Genomic DNA, 7,879 nt, shown 5'->3' with positions numbered 1-7,879 from the left:
CGAACAGGGCGTCGATTACTTCACCATCCACGCGGGCGTGCGCTTGCCGTACGTTCCACTCGCGGCAAAGCGCATGACCGGCATCGTGTCACGCGGCGGTTCCATCATGGCGAAATGGTGCCTCGCGCATCACAAGGAAAGCTTCCTCTACGAACATTTCGACGACATTACCGAGATTATGAAGGCCTATGACATCGCCTATAGCCTTGGCGATGGCCTGCGCCCCGGATCGATTGCCGACGCCAATGACGAAGCGCAATTTGCCGAGCTCTATACGCTGGGCGAGCTGACCCACCGCGCGTGGAAATCGGACGTGCAGGTGATGATCGAAGGCCCCGGCCATGTGCCGATGCACAAGATCAAAGAGAATATGACCAAGCAGTTGGAGGTGTGCGGCGAAGCGCCATTCTACACGCTTGGACCGCTCACCACCGACATCGCGCCGGGCTATGACCATATCACCAGCGGCATTGGTGCGGCGATGATCGGTTGGTACGGCACGGCGATGCTGTGCTACGTCACGCCAAAGGAGCATTTGGGCCTGCCCGACCGTGACGATGTGAAGGTTGGCGTTGTGACCTATAAGCTCGCGGCACATGCCGCTGACCTTGCAAAGGGCCACCCTGCCGCGCAAGTCCGCGACGATGCGCTCAGCAAGGCGCGCTTCGAATTCCGCTGGCGCGACCAATTCAACCTAAGCCTCGATCCCGACACGGCGGAGCAATATCACGACCAAACGCTGCCCGCCGAAGGCGCAAAGTCAGCGCATTTCTGTTCGATGTGCGGACCAAAATTCTGCTCAATGAAAATCAGCCAAGAAGTGCGGGAGTTTGCGCGGTTACAGAACCAGCCAGCCGAAGCGTTCATCGCAACGGAAGAGGCAGAGGCCGGCATGGCGCAAATGAGCAAGGTCTATGACGAAACCGGCCGAGAGCTATATATGGGCGCTGGTGATCGGGAGCATGATTGAGGGGTAATCGGCGCGGCTATCCGCCAATCGCTTGTTCGATCCACACACGTGCATCGGGGAAGCTGCGCTCTATTTCTGGCAAGTCATTGACGCACAGAAATTTGATCGCGTCGCGCTCCGCCCCGCGCAAATAGCCACTGACATCGTCGGCGCTCCATTGGTCATGCGCGCCGACGGCAATGTGCAGATAATCGCGCGTGTCCAATATCGCGGCGCTGCCGTCGGCAAGGCAGGCATGGTTATGCAGGCTTTGCGGCAGGAACTGCGCGGTGTCGCGAAAGCGATAGCTGGCGTTGTGGGCAAATTCGGCCGCGTAGGTCGCACATAAATCCGCCATCACCGAACGCTGCATCGGGTGCACGACATGCGCGCTTTCGAACACATGGTCGGCGCTATAGCCAATCATCTGCGCGGCGTTAATCTGGTTAAAATGGTTCAGCAGGCTGGCCTCATCACGGCTCGCGCCACAGGCCGCCAGATCGCTGTGGTCGGTCCATTTGCCGCGCAACACGGGGCCATCGCCGGCAAAGAAATCCGACGGCGTAACCGGCGCGGTCAGGAAGACGTCGTCATTGAAATATAAGAAATGTTCGGCCAGCCCGGGGATGCGCCACAACATCGTTTCAATCGACAGCGAATTGAATGTCGGCAACGCATTTTCCGCCCCGTCAAAGATGTCGCGATGGTCAACGATGCTGATCTTCGCCGCGAATTCGGGCGGCAATTGCGTGATCTGCGGAATTTGATTGTCGGTGACGATCCATATCCGCCGCACCCACGGCGCATTGTTGGCGATGGAACGCACGCAGTAATTCAGCTCGTCACTGCAGACCCAGCGATGGGGGTTGGTGCCATTATCGTGGAGCGGCGCACGCGCGAAAGCATCCGCCTCCGCCTTGGCCTCTGCCAAATAGAAATCCCTTTGTGCCTTATGCGCGGGGTCCGCCCCGTCGACCCACGTAATGACTGCATCGACCTCTATCATTCACCCACAATTTACGCCCCGTTTTTTTGCCGCTGTAGGTTTATGCAGAGGTTTTGGGAAATGTAAAATCTTTGGGGGGTGGGAAGGCGTGATGACGGTCACGGGCCGGTGCGGTTGGCCGTTGCACCAAGGAATTGTGACATTTCGCTTCCAAGTAAAAATCACCCATAAATTAACGAATAATTACCGTAATTTATTACGTATTTCTTTATTAAATATAATGATGTTCGACATGATAAAATAAGGAGAGTGCAATTGTCTATTCTTCGTCGTTCTCTTGCAATTTTTATTGCACTGATCATGCTTCCCGTTTCTGCCAATGCCGGACAGCTTGTTTTGAACAATGGTTCGAACGCCCCAATCACCTGTACCGTCGATGGCTGGACCATTGCGACCGGCTATAATTTTGATTGGAATATCACCGTACAGCCGGGTGCATCATTCAGGGTGGGGCAGAATATGACGCGCCCGGGTAAGCCGGTCATCAATTGGGTGAGCTGCGGCGGGCTGACGACCAAGATGATGAATATCACGCCGGCCGCGCCTGATGGCCAAATATTCCTCAACGGACAGCAAAAACGCGTGTTGAACGCGGCGCTTTACCCGTATCTGCCAACATTGCCGGGGAATAAGTTTGAAGCATTGGTCGCGCATGTCATCAAAACGTATCAGGCACAGAACCCCGATGTTCTGCTTGCCGCACAATTAAATGACCAAACGAACATATATAGTTTCGACAACCTTCCACTTCTTTTGTCCGCAAATGGCCTCGATGTGATTGAAATGGATGTTACCTATTTGGATTTCGTTGTGCGCGAGAAGTTGATCAATAAAGTAACGAGCGTTCCCAACAAAGCGCTTCCCGTGGCGATGGCGAGTGTGACCATAAATGGAACCGTCTGGGCTATTCCAAGCTGGCTATGCTCCAACTTCATATATGCCAGCGACGGTGCGTTGACGAATGTCAAAACGCTGGACGACTTGTTGGCGTTCCTGAAAACGCGGCGGGTGTCGCCGCAGATCGCCGCAAGCTTTAACGGCAGTTGGACATTACCGGCCATGTATATCAACGGCTATGTCCAGACATATGGATTGGACAAAATAAATCAGTCTATGGTCATGCCGCCTGACCCGACCGTCATTTCCAACCTGCTGAAACTGACGGCAACATGCAACGATGACGGCACCAATAATTGCACGAACGATGTCTATCACAACGGTGCAAATGGTACGACCGAACAGGTATTTGCCACTGGCCATTCGGGTTCAGACATGGGCTTTTCCGAGCAATCTTTTTACATCAATTATTACGGGCCAGTGTCGCCATTATATTCGGTGATCGCGCCATGGGGTGCCAAGCCGCAGCCGTTGCTTTTTTCCGATGCATTTGTGACCAACAGCTCGACATGTAAGCCGGGCACGCCATGCGCCGCCGACGCCGCTGCCCTGACCACTATGATGACCGATTTGCCGATGAAAAATTACATCGTCCAATCGCAGGATCTGCCCGCCGGCACACCATGGCGGACATTGTTGGTCGCGACGCAGGGTTTCTATGCCCAGCCGCAAATTGCCAATAATCCTATGTATCAACAATTTACCAAAGTGTTCCCAACCGCCGCCGCCTATCCCAATAATTTTACGGCCGAGGTGCAGACACAAATGGCCGTCGGCATTTGCAAGGCGTTGAAGGCACAGGATCCCACTTATGTCTGCAACAGCGGCGTTGCAAATGCCGCGACGCCGCCAAGTGCGGCCAACGACAATGCGCCGGAAAACGTGACCGCGGAAAAACAGTCGTTTCGCACATCCGGTAGAAGCGGAGGTATCACGCAATGAGCAATGGACCTGTTTCCGGCAATGGAATTGCCTGCACCCTGCCACAGGGAAAAACAGCGCTTTGGACCGCCACCGCCCAAGCGACGAATAACCAGTTCGTCCAGTTAAGGGATAGTCGCGGCAATATCATCTTCACGGCGACGGGTGCGTCCGTGGACGGACATTCGCCGACACCGATTGGCAACGGAAGCTTTGTCGCGGGCGACCCGTCGAACAATTATATGCTGTATATTGGCACCAATGGCGGCGCCAGCTGGTCGCAAGTGATCTGGGACGATCTGCCGCTGACCTATAGCGGCACGACCAAGATCAGCAGTTATAATTTCATTTCAGAAGATTCCAGTGATCAGGATTTCAACGATCTCTGGCTGTCTTTGACCTGGTTTGACCACGTCGGATAGGAGAGAAAACATGTCCAATGGCCCCGTATCAGGAAACGGCATCCCCATCATGTTGCCGCCCGGAATGGTGATATTTTGGAATGCAACCGCCCAAGCGACGTTCAGCCAGTTTGTTGCGCTGAACGATGCATCAAACAACCGCATATTTTCGGTGGAAGGCGCAAGCACAGACGGCCATGCACCCACCGTCATTGGCCAAGGGTTTTTCCAAGTGCCATCGTCGGTAAATGGCCCATATATGCTATATCTCGGCACCAATGGCGGCAGTCGTTGGTCCAACGTTATTTGGACAAATGATACGCTGGATAATGGCGGTTCCAATGTCATGTCCCGTTATATCTTTGGTTCCGAAGATGGCAGCGACAATGATTATAATGACACGTTTTTGCAGATTCAGTGGTTTACGCGGCTGGGGTGACGCGGCTGATCAAAGTGTGTGCGGAACCAAGTGCGCGATGCGAACGAGCGAAGCGAGGACAGGCCGGACGCGAGCTTTGCATGGGCGCTGGCGATCGGGAGCATGATTGATGCTGGCAATTGCTCTACTGTTAGCGTCCGCAGGGCTATCGGCTGAACCAGCAGCCAAGCCTTTAACAAATGAAGGTAGGGCGGGGGATTTGATGATTTTACAGCTCTGGTCAGACAAACCGGATGAATTCCTGACCGAATGGAGCAAGCCAACCCCGCCCCATCTAAGCACAACCACAAAGATTGAGCGCAATAAGCGCATTACAGCCTTCATCATTTTTGCAGGATGCAAGGCCGACGCGTCCGGCAAATGCAATCTGCAAGGAAACGTGGAATTTCGCGATCCAGATGGCCAAATTTATGGCGAGCAAAAAGACATAGATATCTGGAGCGGCCCACCGATTGACGGCTACGATCTCAGACTGTCTCCCGTCGGTCCTGCGTTGATTATCGAAGATGGCGAGAAGCTCGGTGATTATACCGTGCGGATTACGATAACCGACCGCAACGCAGACGTCACAGCGACAACCGAAGAGAGGCTGACGGTCGTAGAAGCGGTCGCCAATTGAGCATGGCGCACATGAGCAAGGTCTATGACGGGGCCGAGGGCGCGCAAGCGCCCGACGCGAACGAGCGCAGCGAGGACATAACGGCCGCGCGCTATATATGGGCGCTGGTGATTGCGAGCGTGATTGAATGATATGAGTCTAGAAACGCGAGAAGGATGCCCGGCTATGTTTCAACTTGGGCACAGTCGATCTTGCACCCACCCTCTTATTTGCCCCATCAAGTGTCCATTGGCTAATACGCCGATTTCCATTAATGCTACGCGACTGTAATTTGCCGTGCGGCCTGCAACGGCCAATTGCATTAGAATTAGCTCGAGTAATGACTTTCCTCTAAGCAATTTTTGATATTCATTGGAAATTGCGGTGGCAAGATCCGCTGGATGTACCTCATGGTCAGACAATGTACATTTTTCAATATATCTATCATCTCTCGAAATGATACTCTTTGGATGATCAGAAATGCTTTGATTTTCGTCACCATTAAGTATGCGATATAATGCAAGTGCATACCAATACGAAAATTTTGCAAGATTGGATCTAAATTCATCCAATTCCGTTGACAATAATAGACCTTCTAGTTTGCCATCTGTGTATAAATCATTCTCAATGGAATAACCAAATGTAGTTTTTAGAGAGGGATGTTGATAATTTTCTGGTAAATTAGAATAAACCCATAAATCTTGATCTACAAAAAATATGACTGATTCCGAGTCTGTAATTTCATTTTTACGATCAAAAATTTCTAATACTGTTTTTCTTCCTCCGACAGGAAGCACGCTAATGCCTGCCGAATAAAATTCATCCTCAAGTTTTCGGAAGAATATTAGATCATCCGTGCCCTCAACCAAAATATGTTTTGTGTTGGAATGATTTATTGTCGCAATAAAGTCATCTGCCGTAACAACACTACTTAAGCTACCCATGGAGTTCAGCCTCAGTATCGCCACGGTCGGGGTCGATTTGTAGTTCCTTGTCCGGATACTTGCCATAAATAAAGGGCGAATGGGTCGCCATAATAAACTGATTTGATGACTGTTGTCGAATGAGCGTAGGAAACAATTGCCGTTGCCAATCAACGTGAAGGCTTAACTCAGGCTCATCAATCAAAAATACGGCATCTTCATACAAACCATTGTAGGAAATGAAGCTAAGCATCTGCTTCTCTCCCGCAGAGAGAGAATCTGAGTTTACCGCCAACGCGGCATCGCCAAAGCTGAGCCTTTCGTTAAACTTGATTCCGGAGTGTTTGAACATTGTGGTTACAGTACTTTGTATCGCTTCAATTGGAGCCATAATAAATGTTCGGTTCAGCTCAACTTGCTCAATTTTCTGCCTAATTGAATCCAGTAATTCGTTGGCTTCTTGTAAATCGCTTCCGCCATCTTGTGTCGGTTGCCGCCCCCGTATCGTCTCAACGATTTCTTGTGACATCGATCTTTGTTGAGAGTTATATAGCTCTGAGAGATCTGTGTAAGTTTTTAGCAAAATACTGGATATGTCTACAGTTGAAATGGCTGTGATGAACAAATGAGACTTGTTTGTAAGTTTCCTAGCAAGTTCCGTGAGTCCATCTTCTACATCGTTTTTCTCACGAGCTGGACGTAACAGGGCATTGCCGAACATTCCGGTTCCGATGCCGGGTCGTGAAGAACTCGTTGTTAAAGAAAAGCCGCCTTCGATTCTTCGAAATGTAGGAAGGAAAACTGAGCGTCCAATTTTCATTAAAACTGGATTTGCGCCATCTTCAGCATTTATAAAAATATCACCATCCTCATCTCTTTCATCTTCAAACGTTCTGCTGGATTCGCCAATAGACATCTCAACTCTACATGTAGCTTTCCCAGTTCTTACAACCGTGCATGTATACTCGTCTGTTTCAATGGTGACTTTCTGAAAATTGACTTCTTGCAAAGCGAGTAAAATATTTCCACTGATGATATACCAGATCAATTTAAGTACGCTGGTTTTTCCGGCACCGTTTCGTCCTGTGAGGATATTTATATCTTCATGGAAGTCTAACCGAAGCGGCTTTTTTCGACCCAACAGACCGCTGACTTCGAAGGACTTGATTCTCATGATTCTTCCCGCTCCCGATTTACGGTGACAGTGCACTGAATAGGAGTTGAGCGCACTGTCACTGAAACTAGTGAGAAGGTCGCAACCATCATAGATTTGCCCAAGTACGAGCGGCTCGTATACGAACCGTTCGTATACTCCGCCACGCACTCCATCCGCCCCAAACGGAACACCGCGCGCTCCGGCCCGTTATCCTTCCCTTGATACTCTCCGTATGCTGACGCTGACGTGCTTTGGCTGTTCGGATCAACCGAAGGAGCTCCATATGAAAAAAGCACTTATCACAACATTGATCGCCGCGACTGCGCTGACGGGGGGCTGCGCCTCTTATGGCGGTGGCTCGGCCTATGATGATGGCGGCTTTGGCTATTATGACCGCGCGTCGTTCGAACGGCAGCAGATTGTGAAAGCAGAAGGCGTCTAGAAAACTAACGGCTATTCAATTAGATATCCAATCGCGCTGCTGAAAAAGACGGCGGCCAAAACGTAATGGAGGTCTCGGTGGACAATATCATCCCCATTGAGCGGGCATTCGCCTTTGTACGAAAAAAGCGACAGTTAGGATGAGTGG

Annotated in this window: 9 protein-coding genes; 6 read left to right on the top strand and 3 right to left on the bottom strand. The window is 51.0% G+C overall.

Annotated features, from left to right (window positions below):
- The coding region (gene thiC, locus ACIQ5B_RS09365) for a phosphomethylpyrimidine synthase (protein ID WP_397598782.1) at window positions 1-970 on the top strand (970 nt) is incomplete at its 5' end.
- 16 nt (window positions 971-986) lie between these two features.
- Here thiC and ACIQ5B_RS09360 read toward each other — a convergent pair.
- Complete coding sequence (locus tag ACIQ5B_RS09360; RefSeq protein WP_397598781.1) at window positions 987-1,955, bottom strand: Stealth CR1 domain-containing protein; 969 nt, start codon at window positions 1,953-1,955, stop codon at window positions 987-989.
- Window positions 1,956-2,255: 300 nt separating this feature from the next.
- On the opposite strand from ACIQ5B_RS09360, the gene ACIQ5B_RS09355 reads away from it, so the two are divergent.
- From ACIQ5B_RS09355 to ACIQ5B_RS09340, 4 genes are all read left to right on the top strand, one after another.
- Window positions 2,256-3,794: a hypothetical protein gene (locus ACIQ5B_RS09355; RefSeq protein WP_397598780.1), complete on the top strand. Its 1,539-nt coding sequence runs from the start codon at window positions 2,256-2,258 to the stop codon at window positions 3,792-3,794.
- On the top strand, window positions 3,791-4,195 hold the full coding sequence (locus ACIQ5B_RS09350) for a hypothetical protein (protein WP_397598779.1): 405 nt from the start codon (window positions 3,791-3,793) through the stop codon (window positions 4,193-4,195). Before ACIQ5B_RS09355 ends, ACIQ5B_RS09350 begins: the two co-directional genes overlap by 4 nt.
- Before the next feature lie 10 nt (window positions 4,196-4,205).
- The gene (locus tag ACIQ5B_RS09345; protein WP_397598778.1) at window positions 4,206-4,613 is read left to right on the top strand and encodes a fucose-binding lectin II; all 408 of its coding nucleotides are present in this window, start codon (window positions 4,206-4,208) and stop codon (window positions 4,611-4,613) included.
- A 106-nt stretch (window positions 4,614-4,719) separates the two neighbouring features.
- Window positions 4,720-5,232: a hypothetical protein gene (locus ACIQ5B_RS09340; RefSeq protein ID WP_397598777.1), complete on the top strand. Its 513-nt coding sequence runs from the start codon at window positions 4,720-4,722 to the stop codon at window positions 5,230-5,232.
- Between the two features lie 170 nt (window positions 5,233-5,402).
- Here the strand turns inward: ACIQ5B_RS09340 and ACIQ5B_RS09335 are convergent, their stop codons facing one another.
- Both ACIQ5B_RS09335 and ACIQ5B_RS09330 read right to left on the bottom strand, forming a co-directional pair.
- Complete coding sequence (locus ACIQ5B_RS09335; RefSeq protein WP_397598776.1) at window positions 5,403-6,155, bottom strand: DUF4435 domain-containing protein; 753 nt, start codon at window positions 6,153-6,155, stop codon at window positions 5,403-5,405.
- A complete protein-coding gene (locus ACIQ5B_RS09330) occupies window positions 6,148-7,308 on the bottom strand; it encodes an AAA family ATPase (RefSeq protein ID WP_397598775.1) in 1,161 nt (386 codons plus the stop codon). Before ACIQ5B_RS09330 ends, ACIQ5B_RS09335 begins: the two co-directional genes overlap by 8 nt.
- A 265-nt stretch (window positions 7,309-7,573) precedes the next feature.
- Between ACIQ5B_RS09330 and ACIQ5B_RS09325 the strand changes: the two genes are divergently transcribed.
- Window positions 7,574-7,732, top strand: a complete 159-nt coding sequence (locus ACIQ5B_RS09325) for a hypothetical protein (protein ID WP_397598774.1) — start codon at window positions 7,574-7,576, stop codon at window positions 7,730-7,732.
- Window positions 7,733-7,879: the final 147 nt, after the last annotated feature.

The sequence above is a fragment of the Sphingorhabdus sp. genome, from assembly GCF_044374345.1.
In the GTDB taxonomy this organism is placed as follows: Bacteria; Pseudomonadota; Alphaproteobacteria; order Sphingomonadales; family Sphingomonadaceae; genus Sphingorhabdus_B.
Note: the sequence above shows the minus strand (reverse complement) of the source record. Positions and strands in the feature narration are given on the sequence as shown.